The following is a 16,484-nucleotide window of genomic DNA, read 5'->3' on the forward strand; positions in this document are numbered from 1 at the left end:
TCCTATCTCGTACGTAAACGTAATGTTCCAACCATAACGGAGACAATTCCTGCACTACATAAACTAAAAATAACAGGGAGTAGCACATCCCAAGATGTTCCCGACATAATATTTAAGAAGCTTGTAAGTGCCCATTTATTCGGAGTAACATTTGCAATGGTTTGAAGTGTATCAGGGAATACGTAAATCGGTAACATTGATCCCCCTAATATAGCGAGTATTTGAATACCGATTCCTCCCATTACATCTGCCGTTTTTTCCTCATGGATAAAAGCCGCAATTAACATAGATAAACCAGAAACACAAATTGCATACGAAATTCCCAATACTACTATTTGAGACACATCTTCTCCCCATTCCACATGAAACATAAAGTGCGTAGCAGCTATAAATATTCCAAATTGTATACAAGCAAATAGTAATGTACCTAAAAACTTTCCAAATAAAATTGAAAATGAGCTCGTCGGTGTACTGAACAAACGCGCCAACGTTTCAGTTCGTTGCTCTGTTACAACTGACTTTGCACCTACTGTTATGTTATATAGTAAAAACATGACTAACATCGCTGCTGCATAATATTGCATCGCTGCAACTGTTTTTTTACCTATCGTCCCTCTTTTAATGTTATCCGCATTTGTAGTTGCTATCGCCTGTAAACTTCCACTTACCTCTTTTGCAACTTGTGCTACATCACCCTGCTGAGATTTCACTAATTCTGTTACAACACTTTTAGTAGATACTGCGACTGTTTGAACACGTTCTGAAAAGGATCGGATCATTGATTCAGCAATTTTCGCTTGTATATTTTTTGATGGGTCTATAAGCACCTTTGGTTCTTTTAATTTTCCATCTTGTACTTGTTCGCTCCATTTATTTGGGATGACGATTCCCACATCGATTTTCTTTTCCTTTAACATATCTTCAAGCTCTTCCTGAGAATGAACTATCTTTACTTTCACATCATCTTTTATTTCTTTAGATTGCAATACGTCTTTTTGAAAGACATCTGCCAATTCATCAGTTCCCACTTGATAATAGCCAATCACTGTTTTCGGTAGTCCACCATTATCAAATATATTACTTAACGCTGAACCTAAAATCGCTGTTAATAAAAGCGGCATAATTAACATCATCATAAATCCGCGCCGATCAATTAAACGTATTTTTAAATCCTTCCATGCAATAATAAAACTTTTCATCCCACACTAACCTCCTTAATCACGAAGTGAACGTCCTGTTAATTGTAAAAAGAGTGCCTCTAAATTTGGTTCTTGTACTTCAAGCTTTAAAATTTGAGCGTTGTTCTCAACAACTACTGACACAACTGTACCAATAGACTCGCCACCATTTAGTCCAATATCAATCGTGCTATTATCTTCATCAAAAATAATCCGTTCAACAACAGATAGTGATTTCAACTTTTGTAGCAATTCCGTACTATAACGATTTAATTGCAATCTCACTATAAACCCATCTGCCAGGCGATTACATAGCTCCCTTTTCGTTCCTAATGCAATTACCTTTCCGTGATCAACAATTGCAATTCGTTCACATAAATACTCTACTTCTTCCATGTAATGACTCGTATAAATAACCGTCATACCTTTTTCATTTAATTTCTTAACAGTTTCTAAGATATGATTTCTCGATTGTGGATCAATCCCGACTGTCGGTTCATCCATAATTAATAACTCTGGTTCGTGCATAAGTGCTGCACCAATATTAATACGCCTTTTCATGCCACCTGAAAATGTTTCAATTTTATCTTTTCCGCGGTCCTGTAAACCGACGTAGGCTAATACTTCCTCTGCCCTCTCTTTTGCAACTTTTCCATTTAAACCGTACATCTTTCCCCAAAAAATCAAATTTTCCTTTGCTGAAAGTGTCGGATACAAAGCAATGTCTTGCGGAACAATACCAATTTTCTTTTTCGCTTCTAATGGATATTCTTTTACAGATTTCCCACCAACTTTTATATCTCCACTATCGTACGGAATTAATCCACAAATCATTGATATTGTCGTTGATTTTCCCGCTCCATTTGGACCAAGCAATCCAAATGTTTCACCTTTTTTCACTTCAAAAGACACATTCTTTATGATTTCCTTCTTGCCAAATGATTTCGTAATATGATCTATGACTAACATACTGATTCAGCCCCTTTGCATTCATCTACACTTTCATTGTAGAAAATTTTTTTCTTCTCTCCATCACCCTTGAGATAGAAATACAAAATAAAAAAGCAGCAAATTCTGCTGCTTTTTCACAATTATATATGCCAAAAGTCATGTGTACATCGTGATGCCATACCTTACTGCATATATGGCAGCTTGCGTTCGATCTCTCAGTTCTAACTTACTAATTAAATTAGAAACATGATTCTTAACAGTCCCTTCTGTAATAAATAGCTTTTCCGCAATCTCTTTATTATTTAAACCAAGTCCAATTTCTCTTAAAACATCTACTTCTCGCTCAGTTAATTGCGCTAATTGTTCTGGTGTGGTGCACTCTACTGCTACTTTTGTCTTTTTTAATTCTTTTATGATTTGCGCTGTTATATCCTGAGGAAGCACAGCCCCTCCACTATGCACCGTTAAAATTGCTTGAGCAATTGCATCTGCCTCCATATCTTTCAATAAATAACCACTCGCTCCTTGCTCCAATGCTTCAAAAATAAGCTCACTATCACTAAAAGTCGTCAGCATAAGTACCTTTATATGAGGGAACTGTTCTCTAACTAAACGTGTTCCTTCAACACCATTCATACGAGGCATCCTAATATCCATCAAAATAATTTCAGGATGTAGCTCTTTCACCTTTTGTATCACTTCGTCTCCATCCGTAGCCGTTCCCACTACATCGAGTTCCGGACTTAAATTTAATAACATCGCTAAACCATCACGAATGAGCGATTGATCATCAACAATCATAATCCGAATCATACAGTTCCCCCTATTATCCACGTTTTCTCCTGAAGTGGAAATTCAATCTGTAACCGAAAGCCTTTTTCTATCTCACTCTCAAATTGAATAGTTCCACCATGTTCCTCTACTCGTTCTTTCATATTAAGTAAACCAAAACCCGGGCTTACCTCGTTAACTCCCACGCCATTATCCAAAATACATAGTTTAACTTGTTTCGCCGAACAAATTAAACTCACTTCACATAAACTCGCTTTCCCATGCCGCTTTGCATTTGTTAAAGACTCTTGCATAACTCGGAGCAGTGTAGGTTGTAGTGACAACGGAATCACAACCGGATCCCCTTCTAATTGAAAAGATACTTGTACTTTCGTCGCTTTAGAATATCCATGTAACATTTCACGCATATTCTCTATTATGTTCCCTAGTTTACCTTCTTCTTTTAAAGCATGTACAGAAGCTCTAACCTCTTGAAGTGATTTTCTGGCTAGCCCATGACATGTATGTAAAACCTCTTCCGTAGCGTCCGATTTTTGTTTCCACAAAGCCTCTGCCAGTTGTAATTGAACAAGTAAGGCTGTCATATTATGACCGACAGTATCATGAATTTCTCGGGCAATATCATTTCGCTCCCGAACAGCTGTCAATTCTTCTACCTCTTTGGCATATAGACGTAATTGTTCATGCGCTTCTTTTAAAGCTGTATGAGATAATGCTAATTCTCCATATTGCTCATCTACCATTTTCCGAGCAGCTGTAAGTTTTTTTATTAAGCTTCCAGCTAAAGCACTAAAAACGATGAACATAAAATTAATGGCATTACTCTCCAATTCTAAACTACCTGTATGTTGATATGCATGTAGTATATTAATAAGCCAACAAAGAAAGAAAAAAGTAATAAAAAAGTACGTCATGCTTCTACGAAATTCATGAATAAATAGTCCTACTGCATCAATTCCAAATATAATTAAATATAAACATGTCTCAGGAAATAAAAAACCTAATAAAGCTGTGACTATCCCATTTGCTAATAGTGTATAAAAAACAAGCTTTTTACCTCCACTTACTTTTACTAGCAAAATATGATTCACAATATAAATAAAAAGTGCTGTACCTACAAAAAGTTGCAAATGTGCTGTTTCACGTGAAACATGGTTTGCATAAACAAAACAAATCATAACGATTGTAGCAATCCGTGCGTATCCTAACATAACATTCTCCTCACGTTTTAATAACTTAAAGTTCTTCTCTTTATTGCAACAACAAGAAAATTATACCAATTTTTATCTTTCCGTACACAAAAAGAGCAAGCCTCCCTCAAAATATGAGAAAACAACTTGCTCTTTCATTCTAATTTCTTTACTCCACAATATTCTCTAACTCATTATATAACTCCGCTCGCAACAACTCTTTCTTCGTTTTTTCTTCATACAATTGTTCAAGCATTTCAACATCAACTACATGCTCCATCTTACACTCAAGCGCATATATATCCTCTTCTACATGCATTAACTCCGTTTCAATATCCTCAACATTCCTAACTTCTTTCTTTTTTACAGGAGCTGTTTCAATATTTTTTCTTCCTTGGCGTTGCTGCTTTATTACTTGTTTCTCGAGCTTTTCTTCCCACTTTTGACGAGCCCATGCGTAGTTCCCTGCAAACTCAAATAATTTATGCTCATCAATCCAATACGTCTTTTCAAATAACTTATTCAAAAAATAACGATCATGTGAAACAGCTAAAATCGTTCCATTATATTGCTCAAGAGCTTCCTCTAAAACTTCCCTTGATTCAATGTCGAGATGGTTTGTCGGCTCATCTAAAATTAAAAAATTGATATCTTGATACATAAGTTGCGCAAGTCTTAACCTCATTTTTTCTCCACCGCTCAGTTGCGTTACTTTCTTAAACACCGCTGGACCATAAAATAAAAACTTAGCTAATATATGTCTCGCTTCTCCCTCTGTTACAGCTACATATTCCCTGAAAGCCTCTAATACATTACTCTTCATATTTCCGTACGCATGTTGTGATAAATAACCGATTTTCACACTACTACCAATACGGATCTCTCCAACGTCTGGTTCTATTTCTTCTAATAATAACTTTAGTAGCGTTGTCTTTCCTGTACCATTACGACCAACGATCGCCGTACGCTCTTGAAAACGAACATGTAAATTCGCTTCGTTAAATAAAGGGTGGTCAGCAAATCCTTTACTCACTTCTTTCATTACAACAACATCTTTCCCACTTCTCTCTTTCCCTTCAAACTGAAGTCCCATTTGTTTTCGTTCTAAAATAGGTTTCTTTAGTTTCTCTATACGTTCCAGTGCACGTTCCATACTTCTCGCTCTCTTATGCAATCCTTCATTCGGAGGATTCGCCTGATTTGCCCATTCACGTAGTCGTTTAATTGCTTCTTTCATTTTCTTTATTTTCTTTTGCTGTTCTTGATAAGCCTGAAACTCCTGAAGTAACCGTTCTTCCTTTTCCTCAACAAACTGAGAATAGTTTGTATGATACACGTGAATCTCTCCATCTTCTAAATCAAAAATCTTCGTTACAACTTCATCAAGGAAATAGCGATCATGTGAAATGACCATAACCGTTCCATTGTATTCTTTTAAAAATTGCTCTAGCCATTCTACGGCGAATAAATCTAAATGATTGGTTGGTTCATCTAATAGAAGTAAATCTGGTTTCTGCAACAACATGTATGCAAGGCTTACTTTTGTTTGTTCCCCACCACTTAACTCGGAAAATGATCGGAGAAATAGTTCTGTCACCTGTAGACCGTTTGCTACCTTCATCATATTCGCTTCTATTTCATAACCACCAAGAAACGCAAACTTTTCTTGGATTACTCCGTATCTCTCCATTAATCTTTGTAAAGCAGACGGTTCCCGTTCTTCTGCCATATGTTTTTCTAAAGCACGCATTTCTCTTTCTAATTCCTTTTCTGTTTTAAAGGCGGAACTCAATACATCATATATAGTCATACCCTCATCAAATTTCGGAATTTGTGCCACATGACCAATACATGTACCTTTCTTCATATGAATGGCCCCTGCATCCAAACTTTCCATTCCAGTTAGAAGCTGAAAGATTGTTGTCTTCCCACTACCGTTACGACCAACTAATCCAACACGTTCACCATTCTTTATTTCAAGCGATATATTTTCAAATATGATGTTTCCACCAAAAGATTTCGTTACATTATTTACACTACAAATTGTCATTTTCCGTACTCCTTTCAATATAAAAAACCATGGGAAAGAAACATTCCCCATGGTTTTCGGCATAGAAAAAGGAAGCCAAATAGCTCCCTTTTCACACGTTTATTAAAAATGGGTGAAGAGATTTCTATCGTTCAATAGCTACTATGCAATTGTTAAAAAAGGACAGACGTATCCCGTTAACAACTACATCATGAAAAATCGCACGACAAAAATAGATATAATCTAAAAATTTGGCACGTGCAGCTAAAGAACGTTTCATCTCATTCACCTCTTTCGTACGGAATTTAATACTTACTTCTTTATTATACTTCCCCATTTCATGTTTGAATAGTCATTTTTCTGAAAATAATGAAGATAGACTAAACATTTCAATAAGTGACATCAAATCTTACAACACTGTTATGTTCACGTAATGGAAAGCGATAGTACGAAAAAGCGCCTCCCTATACAATAAAGATGTAAACAAGAGAGACAACAAAAGGAGGAAAACAATCATGATGAAAGAAATCGTAAAAGCAATCTTTGAGGTATTAGTGAACGGACAAGCAGTTGTAAAAGAACTAAACGAACTATAAAAAGGAGTGAAGGAATATGATGAACATGGTAAAAATGATTTTACACGCTCTAGTTGATGCAAAAGCAGTTAGCCAAGAATTAAACGAACAATAAAAAAGGGGTAAATGAATATGAAGAAAGCCATTATTGTAATCGCAAGTACAGCAATTGCCTTATACACAATAAAAAATAGAAAAAAGAAGCACAATAAAAACGATCTATATTATCCATACACATTATTAAAGAAAAAATAAAAGACAAGGTACCCTATCTTAATGAGGATATCTTGTCTTTTATTTTTCCTATCCCCTTTAAAGGATTTCCTTCTCCTTTTCCCGAATGTATTAAGCGGGATTTTTTACACATATTTTAAAGGGGCACATATACAAATGGATACACAACAACTATACTTTTTAAACGATATCGGCAAACAAAAACCAGAAAGCATCCGGAATAGAAGCGCTGCATGTCCTTTTTGTGACAGAGAAAATTTAACGGATATTTTAGCTACTGAAGACTCAATTATTTGGCTAAAAAACAAATTTCCTACATTAAAAGATACATTTCAAACGGTGCTAATCGAAACAGATAATTGTGAAGACCATATTGCGACATATACAGAAGAACATATGAGATCGCTAATCCGTTTCTCCATTCAACATTGGTTAGACTTACAGAAGAATGAAGAATTCACATCTGTGATTTTATACAAAAATCATGGTCCATTCTCAGGCGGAAGTTTGCATCATGCACACATGCAGATTATTGGAATGAAATATGTAGACTACCTCGATAACGTAGAACAGGAAAACTTCCAAGGAGTAATTGTGCAAAAAAACGAACACATTGAACTCAATATTTCAGATCGTCCTATTATCGGTTTTACTGAATTTAATATCATCATTGAAGATGTTGAATGCATAGATGAACTAGCAAATTATATTCAACAAACTGTACGTTACATACTGACAGATTTCCATAAAGGATGTAGTAGTTATAACTTATTCTTCTATTACTTAGACGGAAAAATCATTTGTAAAGTTGTTCCTAGGTTTGTCGTTTCACCATTGTATGTAGGATATAAAATACCGCAAGTTTCCACAAAACTAGAAGACGTGAAAATACAACTCGCGCAGTACTTCACGAGCGAAAAAGATACAATTATTCACAAAAAAACAGAGTAGGTATAGAAAACCTACTCTTTGATTACACCTTTATTTCGATAGTACACGTCCTCTAACCCGACGTTATACTTCATGTTATTATCCGTCCACTCTGGTCCTAAATTTCCCGGCCATCCAGATGTATTTGCTATATATTTTAGTAATGCAAAATCAGTCAAACCTTTTTGCACCCCGCGCTTATATCCTTTCATTAAATGCGGCATTGCAATTTGCGCATTTGTACGTGGATCTTTCAACTCTTCATCAGTTAAATGCTCTGGTGCAAGTCCACCCCCGCGATGCAATTGAAACAATCCGAATGAAGTTCCATTATCTCCAACACTTCTTGGATTTAACCGGCTTTCATGTTCGGCAATTGTAAGAGGTATCCATTCTGGAAGATTGACTTTCTTTGCTTCCTCTATAATAATTTGTTTCATCTGTTTTGCTTCTTCTGAGTCAACATAGCTTGTCTCATTCATTAACTTGCCCATTCCTTCAGACTTTCCTTGGAAATATAAGTACACCCCAAGAACAACTAAAAATCCTACAAAGAATTTCTTCACTACCTCTACCTCTTTCTCCGCTGAAATTTGTCCCCTTTCAGCCTTCTTCCCTTTACAATTACCAACATTCTATCATTCTCTTACCCTTTTATCATAGCAAATAACTATACATATTATCATCATGCTTTAGACCGATTTTGTGAAAAAACAGCTGGTAAATACGTGCAAAAATGTAACTTTCATAGACCACAACGTATTTTTTGTATATAATTGTAAATTGAACTCTACATATAGAATAGGAGCAAACCAAATGAAAAAGTGCATAATACTCTTGTTCAGCATTTTACTTCTTATGCCTATCCACACCTCTGCACAAACGTCACCAAAACCAAAAGTACTTGTTTTATATAGTACAAAAGACGATAAAATTACAAATAATATTCAAATACTTAATACTCAATTAGGCCATTTTACAAACGATATAACTACGAAAAGTTTAAAACAAGCTAATGAAATTACTAATTCATCTTCTTATACACATATTGTCTATATCGGTGAACAAAAGGAAGAGTTTCCTGCTGAAGCAAAACAACTGATAGAAAATTTCTCAGGCCCAGTATTAGTTCTAGGACAAAATGTTGAACAATTATCTAATCGCTTTTCTTTCATTACTCTAAAGGATAATGAGATACGAGTTAATAAAATCGAATATCCAAGCCATAAACTAAAAAACACTTTAGAAGAGGAACGGTTGATTCAATCCTTTGATACAAACGGAACTGTTCTTGCTAACGCTGTAAGCTCAAATAGCAAGAACCCACTTATCGTTCACCATGAAACATCTTATTACGTTGCAACGCCAAATCTCTTTGACTGGATGTCTCATTACGTCGGTGAAATGTTATTTTCTTACTTTGGACAAAAATCGACGACAAATAAAGTAGAAGCTTATTTACGTCTTGAGGACGTTCATCCAGCCGCAGATACAAATCAATTAAAAGAAATTGCTGAATTACTAAAAGAGAAAAAGATCCCTTATATGATTACAGTCATACCGGTATATAAAGATCCGGATACAGGAAAGACCATACATTTAAAAGATAAACCTGAGCTAGTCGATCTTTTACGCTCTATGCAAGATGATGGTGCAGCAATTATTATGCATGGTTATACTCACCAATTTTATGATAGTGAAACTGGTGAAGGTTTTGAATTTTGGGACGTAAAAACAGATCAACCAATTCGTCAACCGAAGCATGAAAAATCAAAAACAAAAGATGACTTTCCTAATATAGAGGCATATAATGCATACGTAAAAAAAGGAGAAGAGTTTGAAGAAAAATATACGACTGATCATATTGAAAAAGGCATTCAAGAACTTGTAGATGCCAAACTATATCCTGTCGCATTTGAAGCACCTCATTACACGATGTCTCAAAAAGGATACGAAATATTATCAAGGTACTTTTCAACTTATGTAGGACAACTACAGTTAAGTGATACAACTTGGAAATCCATGCACTCACCATTTTATACAAGTACCCCATCATTTTTACACGGAATGAAATTAATGCCTGAAACAGTCGGCTTTATCGAAGAAGATAAGCCACATGCTATTGCAAAGATGAAGGAACGTGCTGTATCTGTTGCTAAATTATCCGATGGCGTTATTGGTGCATTCTATCATCCTTACTTAGGTGTGAAACCATTAAAAGAAGTATTAAAGGATCTAGAAAGTATTCCAAATATAGAATGGATTGATTTACAAAAAGAAACAAATGAAGTGAAAATGAAAAATATTCATATTACCACTAACAAAGATGGCATTCATGTTGAAAAACCAACAAGCGCAGATGACGTAATGGATTATATAAAACAATATGGGTTCTTCCTTATACTTGGTTTCTTCGTCATTGTCTTTCTTTTCCTATTAAGACGCGCGAAAAAATTAGAGTCATAATACAAAACCACCAAGTAGAATGCTTGGTGGTTTTTTTAACTTAAACCAAAACGTGGCATGTTATTAATAACCCATTGATTATTTTCATAAACAAATTCAACTTCTACTTTTTCCGTTACATTATCATAGTCATTATACGTTTCTACCTGCGCTTTTATTTTCCCATCCTTCAAATCGGTAGAAATAATTTTTGTAAATTTAGTCGCTGCTTTTGACCCTGGATCTCCAATAGCATAGTGCATTTTTCCATTTAACTCTTTAATATACTTACTCTTCATATACTCTGCTATAAATGATTTTGAGAAGTACGTAGATAGCGTAGTCTCTAAAGTATCCCTCGTATTATAAATAGGATTCACTAATTCCCCGTACGAAAAATCCCCTACTCGTTTTGGGTTTCCTGTTAGTGCAGCCATTTGAATATTAGTAAGTTCCTTCTGTGCATTCCATACTTTCTGTAACATACCGTCATCTGCTAACTTCTTATCTTGTGCTTCATTTGATTTCTTTGTATCTAGATTCAAAATAGTCCCGTTATCCGTATAGAGATACATATCTCCTGCTACAAAATATAAATAGGATTTCGTTGGTTCAACCGCTTTATTATAAATCACTTTTTCATTTCCACCATTCATTTTCTTCTTATATACTCCGTCCTTTTTTAAATAATAAAAAGTATCCCCTTTCACATTCATCTGCAAGGCATCCTTTACCAATAGCTTTTCATTATTTTGTTGAATGTCTATTTCATATATGCCATGCTCAGCTTCATTTGTTTCAAAAGGTAACGAGAAGTCGACAACAGCATATAATTTTTCATTATTATACGTAGCACTAGATATTGTTGCATAATTTTCTTTTGACCAAGTTTTATTATCCTTTGTCACTTGCGTTCCACGATTTTTATTCCAATGTAGAATACTATCGTCTATCGTTCGAGACCAACCAGAGTTTTTAAATGCCGCTTCTTCTTCCTGTCCCGTTTTCAAATCCATTTTTACAATCCCTACAATATCAAAGCCACCATGCTCAGAATATTTTTTCGGATAAAATAAAGTTTGGTCTTTTATATAAACATAATTTGTATCATCTTTTAACGTGTCTAGCTTTTTGCTAGATATATCATACTTCATTAAATAAGATAATCCTGCATTCTTATCTTTATCCGTATGAATAAAATATAAAGATTTATCTTTTATATTTATGTAAGAAGCATTTACGCCTTTTACTACAGGCTCTGCTGTTTGAAATTGATCTTTCGTACGATAAATGCCTCCTGTATTTTTATCACCATTCACCGCATAGTAAATCCAGCCGTTACTTTCTGCCATTTTCCCTTCATTAGAACTGTTTCCAACCGTATTCCCATTCTTCTCATTTTCTTTCATCTGTTTTTCAACTACTGGATCAATTTTTTCTTCCTTATTTTCTTGTTTTGCGTTTGGATTTATAGCCTTTGTTTCTGCTTCACACCCAAATGCTGCAAGTGAAAGTGCACCGACCATCATTGTAATAGCTATTTTTTTATATGCTTTCCCCATTTTTCCCCCTACTTCCTTCATCAAATTAAACACATCATAAATTATAGAAAATATTAGAAAAAATATCCATAATAAAAAGAATAAGAGTAACTCTCCTATCCTTTTAAGTAAAATTGAATCGTATTTTCATATATCGTTTTCGTAACCCTATCAACAGATATGTTTTTTATAACACTAATTTCCTTTAATACCTCTCGAATCATCCTCGGATGCGTCATAACATCCTCTTGAAATTCCCACGGTCCATCTGTTTCTACCATCATATATTCAAGTGGATAATACGAAACAATTTTTCTAATCTTCTCCTTATGTAAAACATCTGGTGTGATAGAAATATAATAACCGTTCCTCATCATCCGTTTCATTGTTGTTTCACTTCCCTTAAACCAATGAAAGTGTGCACGCGAAACTTTATGTTCCTCTAGTAAATCACATACGATATCAGCATCTTCATAAACAGCGTGCAAAACAATCGGCAAATCGTACTTCCTCGCTAACTCTATAAACCTTTTCAATACCGCTATATATGGCTCTAGAGTAATATCTTTCTCTTCTTGCCTTAAATAATATGGTAATCCCACTTCACCAATCGCAACTATGTCCTCTACATGATCTTCAATTAATTTATACATTTGCTCACAGTCTTCTTTATGAATCGGTTGCTCCGGATGAAAACCTATTGCTGGATGCACAAAAGGATATCGCTTTGCTAAAGATAAAGTTTCTTTACATGATTGATAATTCATAGATACCGCAATAAGCCCCTTTATCTCTTTACTATTTTCCACATCTTTAAGTAATCTACTTTTTTCTTCATCCTTATATTGATCAACATGTATATGACTATCAATCCATTTCATTTTTATTCCCCCATAAAAAAAACAAGAAAGGATCTCCCTTCTTGTTTTGTCATCTATATTATTTAACAATTAAGTTTGTTATGATATCAAATAATCCAATACATACTACGGCAACAGTAAAGTAGCTACAGAAATCTTTAATTGGAAACTTCACTACTTCTTCTTTACGCATCCCAGTTTTCTCCCTTCTTACTATATCCCTAATTATTTTATCTATTTGTATCTATTATGCAAAAAATATGACAAATTTACTATCGAATTAACTTACGTAAACCTTACAATGTTGTAAGGTTTATAAAAAGAGCCCCATCTACATACAGATGAGGGCTATTAAAAAGTAGTTGGTTTTTCATTCTTCATTAACATTACAAACAGAAAGTAATACAGTGCGACTTTCTAATTACACTATATGAAATTCACTATCTTTTAACTATCGAATTACATTACAGAAGACTTACATGTTTGTAAGCTATGTGTAATGTAATTCGATAGTTTCCCTTGCCTACATCTCGTACAATAAAGTTAGAAAGTAAGCCAAATAAGAAGAACACTCACATAACCAAATTACATTGCTAGTAGCTACTCTTCTTATACCTTTCACTCATGCTACTACAATGTACCCCCTTCCCCTTTATATAATAAAAAAAGCCTTAGTCCATATGGATTAAGGTTTTTTTACGCATCTCAAAATACCCCTACCTTGTATTTTTGTTTTCGACAAAAAATAGGTAGGGGTATATTTCGCTATCTCATCGCTAAAAGTTTACTCTTCGCATTAATAGGAATATTTACAGCTTCAATTTCTTCAATTGACTCACCGTAGCGTCCTTTTGCGTACACCTTTAATGCTTCATCTCTCTTTAACATATGCTTAACAGTCTTCTTTATTTTTTGTTCTCTTCCACGTTCGTCAAACGCAATAAATTCATATTCATACCACTCATCACCAACATGCTGACCAATTGTATTCACAACCGTATAGTATTCTTTCGTCTTATAAAGCGGATTATATTTATCGATAAATGGTCCAAGTTTCGTAGGCAGTAACATTACTACTATCACTAGCATCGCTATTATAGTAGTGATCATTTTTTTCTTCATACTAAACATTCCTCCTCTGCAGGATATATATACATCCATTTTAAAAAGAAGGAATAAAATCTACTATTGAATCTCATTACATTACACTTACATTTTTGTAAGAATAAAAAAAGGTGAACGAATTTACTCGTTCACCTTTTAGCTCGCTTTAAAACCACCACCAAGCACATCACGTACATCGTGAATAACAACGAAAGCATCTTCATCTACTCGGCTAATAACTTGCTTTAACTTAACAAGCTCTTGTTTATTAATAACAACATATAAAACTTCTTTATTTTTACCAGTATATCCGCCGCGTCCTTCTAATACAGTGACACCGCGTGTCATGTTTTTCGTAATAGCCTCACGTATTAAGTCTGGTTGATTTGAAATGATTGTGACAGCCGTTTTTGTATCCATTCCTTCTACAATGAAATCAATCACTTTGGCTCCGATGAATACTGCAACAAGTGTGTACATCGCTTTTTCTTGTCCTATTATAAATACAGAACCAGCAATTACAACGATATCAATAATAAGTACACCTTTACCAACGCTCCACCCTAAATATTGATTTGCTAACCGTGCTAAAATTGCCGATCCTCCTGATGTACCTCCAGCTTTGAACATACAGCCTAATCCGATACCTACAAACAAACCAGCAAATAAAGCTGCTAATAGCGTATCACTATTTACATGATACTCAATATGTTCTGTAACATATAAAAACAAGGATGTTTCTACAATCCCTAAAATTGTATAAACCATCGTTTTTTTATCAAAAAACTTATAACCAATAGCTAGTAAAATTGCATTTATAGCAAAGTTCACAATCCCTGGTGACCAATCAAATAAGTAGTACGTAACAACCGTTAAACCAATAATTCCACCTTCCGATAAACGGTTTGGAATTGCAAAGTAATTAATACCAATTGCGAATAATAATGAACCAATTGTAATTAGTGTTATTTCCTTTATACGTTGATTAACCATAGTTCATACCCTCCCCCCATTTGACATTGTATCACTATCTCCTAGAGGTTTAGAAGTGGTTTTTATTCCGCATTTTACCTCTTAAAAATCGAGATATTATGTTTAAACAAAGGGGTGGTTAATTATTCATATTCATTCTCACTGTACGGACAAATCGCTCCACATTCCCTTTCTGAATATGCTTAGCTCTAACCGTTTCATGATTACAAGTAAACTCAAAGTACGGATGAAAATCTATGCTATCTATATGCAAATATGAGTACTCTTTAAATGTTGAAGGATAGTACGGAAATTTCCCGTAAAACAGGAGACGTCTAGTAGTGGCAACAAAAATTCCATGTTGATAACATAACATAAAATTATCCTTCTCAAAGACCCCTACTACAAAGGCTAAAATCTTTTCGTCATCCTCTATATACTTTTTCATACTTAATAAAAGTTCATTCATGCATATCCCTCCAAATATTATTCTTGAAAAGAATCCATGGATTGTTACAAACCGGTTTAACTTCTTTATAAAGTATGAAACGCGTTTCCTGTCAAAGATATTTCAAAAAAATAATCCGTTATGTGATGTACACATAACGGATTAAAATTAAACTGTAGAGCGTTCCACAAGTTCGTATGGAATTTCCAACTTTTCTTGTTTAGAACTTTCATCACTTATTTTCCTATAAAACATTTCAAAAGCCTTTTTACCTATCTCCTTTAAATTTTGATCAATGGTTGTAAGTTGCAACACTTGCGAAATAGGTTGATTATCAAAGCCAATAATCGCTAAATCCTCAGGAACTTGAATACCTAATTTTTCAGCTTCTGTCATAACTCCAATCGCAACTTCATCTCCTGCTACTATTAATGCTTCGGGAAGATCCTGCATCCCCTTTAATTTATGAGCCACTTTCACACCATCTTCTAATGTAAAACATTCTGTGAAAATCCACTCTTCATTCACTTCTTCATCTATAGATTGCAATCGTTGTTTATAAACATCAAAACGCTTTTGACTACTCGGTCCTAATTTCCTTCCCGTACAATAACCAATTTTTTTATAACCTTTCCCAATTAAATAATCCATTCCTAATTGAAAAGCTGCCGAATGGTTCGTATATACACTTGAGATATTTGAAATATCATTATCTTCACAAGCAACAATCGTCCCATAGGAAGCATACGGCTCTATCGTTTCCCATTCATTCGCACGAGAACAAATAATCAGACCATCCAATTGTTTTGTTTTTAACATATGTAAACTTTTCATTTCTTCTTTTTCATTATAATTCGTTTGGCAAAGTAGCACTCTGTAATTATGAGCTAACGCCACCTCCATCATCCCGCCCACCATCGCATCAAAACATGGATGATTAATATACGGTAAAATCACACCAACGATATTCGTTTTCCCTTTTGATAAATGAACAGCATTTGCGTTTTGTGAGTAATTCAACTTCTCAACTATCTCTATAACCGCTTTCCTTTTCTCTTCACTTACGTACGGATGATCATTCAATACTCTCGAAACAGTCGTAACTGAAACTCCCGCCATCTTTGCGATATCTTTAATATTAGCCATACACTCACCTCTACTTTTAACTTAATGAATCCCATCAACATATGTCAAATCTTCTTATCATTACAACTTCATTCGTTTTTCTTACAAAA

At 34.5% G+C, this 16,484-nt stretch carries 16 protein-coding genes; 3 read left to right on the top strand and 13 right to left on the bottom strand.

The window, feature by feature from the left end; genetic code table 11:
* Nucleotides 1-2: 2 nt before the first annotated feature.
* The 6 genes from QCI44_RS27100 to QCI44_RS27125 all read right to left on the bottom strand — a co-directional run bounded on the left by QCI44_RS27100 (nucleotide 3) and on the right by QCI44_RS27125 (nucleotide 6,420).
* On the bottom strand, nucleotides 3-1,199 hold the full coding sequence (locus tag QCI44_RS27100) for an ABC transporter permease (RefSeq protein WP_016089606.1): 1,197 nt from the start codon (nucleotides 1,197-1,199) through the stop codon (nucleotides 3-5).
* A 15-nt stretch (nucleotides 1,200-1,214) separates the two neighbouring features.
* Nucleotides 1,215-2,147 (bottom strand): ABC transporter ATP-binding protein, encoded by a 933-nt coding sequence (locus tag QCI44_RS27105; RefSeq protein ID WP_016089607.1) that lies wholly within the window; start codon nucleotides 2,145-2,147, stop codon nucleotides 1,215-1,217.
* Nucleotides 2,148-2,285: 138 nt separating this feature from the next.
* Complete coding sequence (locus QCI44_RS27110) at nucleotides 2,286-2,942, bottom strand: response regulator (RefSeq protein ID WP_016089608.1); 657 nt, start codon at nucleotides 2,940-2,942, stop codon at nucleotides 2,286-2,288.
* Nucleotides 2,939-4,132 carry a sensor histidine kinase gene (locus QCI44_RS27115; protein WP_016089609.1) on the bottom strand — a complete coding sequence of 398 codons (1,194 nt, stop codon included), beginning with the start codon at nucleotides 4,130-4,132 and terminating at the stop codon, nucleotides 2,939-2,941. The genes QCI44_RS27110 and QCI44_RS27115 overlap by 4 nt, the downstream gene beginning before the upstream one ends.
* A gap of 148 nt (nucleotides 4,133-4,280) precedes the next feature.
* Nucleotides 4,281-6,161, bottom strand: a complete 1,881-nt coding sequence (gene abc-f / locus QCI44_RS27120) for a ribosomal protection-like ABC-F family protein (protein ID WP_353811510.1) — start codon at nucleotides 6,159-6,161, stop codon at nucleotides 4,281-4,283.
* Between the two features lie 124 nt (nucleotides 6,162-6,285).
* On the bottom strand, nucleotides 6,286-6,420 hold the full coding sequence (locus QCI44_RS27125; protein WP_046956655.1) for an RAxF-45 family protein: 135 nt from the start codon (nucleotides 6,418-6,420) through the stop codon (nucleotides 6,286-6,288).
* A gap of 421 nt (nucleotides 6,421-6,841) precedes the next feature.
* On the opposite strand from QCI44_RS27125, the gene QCI44_RS27130 reads away from it, so the two are divergent.
* Nucleotides 6,842-6,970, top strand: a complete 129-nt coding sequence (locus QCI44_RS27130) for a hypothetical protein (protein ID WP_002006681.1) — start codon at nucleotides 6,842-6,844, stop codon at nucleotides 6,968-6,970.
* Nucleotides 6,971-7,105: 135 nt separating this feature from the next.
* Complete coding sequence (locus QCI44_RS27135; protein ID WP_033659610.1) at nucleotides 7,106-7,900, top strand: DUF4931 domain-containing protein; 795 nt, start codon at nucleotides 7,106-7,108, stop codon at nucleotides 7,898-7,900.
* An 11-nt stretch (nucleotides 7,901-7,911) separates the two neighbouring features.
* On the opposite strand, the gene QCI44_RS27140 is transcribed toward QCI44_RS27135, so the two are convergent.
* Entirely contained in the window at nucleotides 7,912-8,445 is a 534-nt protein-coding gene (locus tag QCI44_RS27140) for a transglycosylase SLT domain-containing protein (protein WP_000713257.1), read from the bottom strand.
* A gap of 250 nt (nucleotides 8,446-8,695) precedes the next feature.
* Between QCI44_RS27140 and QCI44_RS27145 the strand changes: the two genes are divergently transcribed.
* Entirely contained in the window at nucleotides 8,696-10,345 is a 1,650-nt protein-coding gene (locus QCI44_RS27145) for a DUF2334 domain-containing protein (RefSeq protein ID WP_016089612.1), read from the top strand.
* Nucleotides 10,346-10,380: 35 nt separating this feature from the next.
* On the opposite strand, the gene QCI44_RS27150 is transcribed toward QCI44_RS27145, so the two are convergent.
* From QCI44_RS27150 to QCI44_RS27175, 6 genes are all read right to left on the bottom strand, one after another.
* Complete coding sequence (locus tag QCI44_RS27150) at nucleotides 10,381-11,886, bottom strand: DL-endopeptidase inhibitor IseA family protein (protein ID WP_016089613.1); 1,506 nt, start codon at nucleotides 11,884-11,886, stop codon at nucleotides 10,381-10,383.
* A 95-nt stretch (nucleotides 11,887-11,981) separates the two neighbouring features.
* Nucleotides 11,982-12,746 carry a TatD family hydrolase gene (locus QCI44_RS27155; RefSeq protein ID WP_016089614.1) on the bottom strand — a complete coding sequence of 255 codons (765 nt, stop codon included), beginning with the start codon at nucleotides 12,744-12,746 and terminating at the stop codon, nucleotides 11,982-11,984.
* A 744-nt stretch (nucleotides 12,747-13,490) separates the two neighbouring features.
* Nucleotides 13,491-13,847 carry a YxeA family protein gene (locus QCI44_RS27160; protein WP_016133457.1) on the bottom strand — a complete coding sequence of 119 codons (357 nt, stop codon included), beginning with the start codon at nucleotides 13,845-13,847 and terminating at the stop codon, nucleotides 13,491-13,493.
* Nucleotides 13,848-13,985: 138 nt separating this feature from the next.
* On the bottom strand, nucleotides 13,986-14,822 hold the full coding sequence (locus QCI44_RS27165) for a YitT family protein (RefSeq protein ID WP_016089616.1): 837 nt from the start codon (nucleotides 14,820-14,822) through the stop codon (nucleotides 13,986-13,988).
* A gap of 118 nt (nucleotides 14,823-14,940) precedes the next feature.
* Nucleotides 14,941-15,270 (bottom strand): PH domain-containing protein, encoded by a 330-nt coding sequence (locus QCI44_RS27170; RefSeq protein WP_016089617.1) that lies wholly within the window; start codon nucleotides 15,268-15,270, stop codon nucleotides 14,941-14,943.
* Nucleotides 15,271-15,417: 147 nt separating this feature from the next.
* On the bottom strand, nucleotides 15,418-16,395 hold the full coding sequence (locus QCI44_RS27175; protein ID WP_016089618.1) for a LacI family DNA-binding transcriptional regulator: 978 nt from the start codon (nucleotides 16,393-16,395) through the stop codon (nucleotides 15,418-15,420).
* Nucleotides 16,396-16,484 lie beyond the last annotated feature (89 nt).

Origin of the sequence: Bacillus cereus group sp. RP37 (genome assembly GCF_040459695.1) — a bacterium.
GTDB lineage: Bacteria > Bacillota > Bacilli > Bacillales > Bacillaceae_G > Bacillus_A.